The sequence below is a fragment of the Thermococcus sp. M36 genome (assembly GCF_012027355.1).
GTDB lineage: Archaea > Methanobacteriota_B > Thermococci > Thermococcales > Thermococcaceae > Thermococcus.
Genome location: NZ_SNUH01000089.1, coordinates 1 through 531, shown reverse-complemented (window position 1 = coordinate 531; position 531 = coordinate 1). Strand labels below are relative to the sequence as shown.

2 protein-coding genes are annotated in these 531 nt (G+C 30.5%); both read right to left on the bottom strand.

Annotated features, from left to right (window positions below; translation table 11 throughout):
- Positions 1-234: hypothetical protein (locus tag E3E36_RS11465; protein WP_206203641.1), on the bottom strand; the 234-nt coding region annotated here is incomplete at its 3' end.
- A gap of 7 nt (positions 235-241) precedes the next feature.
- Positions 242-531: hypothetical protein (locus E3E36_RS12950; RefSeq protein ID WP_206203640.1), on the bottom strand; the 290-nt coding region annotated here is incomplete at its 5' end.

Genomic DNA, 531 nt, shown 5'->3' with positions numbered 1-531 from the left:
GCCCATCATTAACACAGGCAATGTTTTATTCTTTCCTTCCATTCTTCCGATAAGGTTACCGAAATTGTCTATATGTGTTGTCATACCGGCTTCCTCCATCCAGCTTGCAGCCAATACAAATGCTTTCTTTTCATCTTGTGAATGGGCAGGGCGATTGGTCCCTGTTTTACCGATTTTACCAATCAAGCTCATGGCTTCAAAGTGTTGCTGTAGGCGGGTGGGATTGATGTTCATTTATACTCTAATTATTTAATGGGTAATTTTTTAAAGAATTAAATTTCCAATTAGGGTTTAATTGAATTTTCTTTAAAAGTGAATTCAATAGTTGTATACTATTTGCTGTTTGAAACATCCAATCATGTAATAAAATTACAATATGATTTTCAATAAAGCTTAATTTATTGTCCTCTATAAATTTTAATTGTAAATAAAATTTTTCTGTAAGATTTTTTATATCGTAAGATTTGACAATTGGCAATCTAAATTCTATATCCCATCCAATAATTGAGTAATTATCATTAAATAATTCAT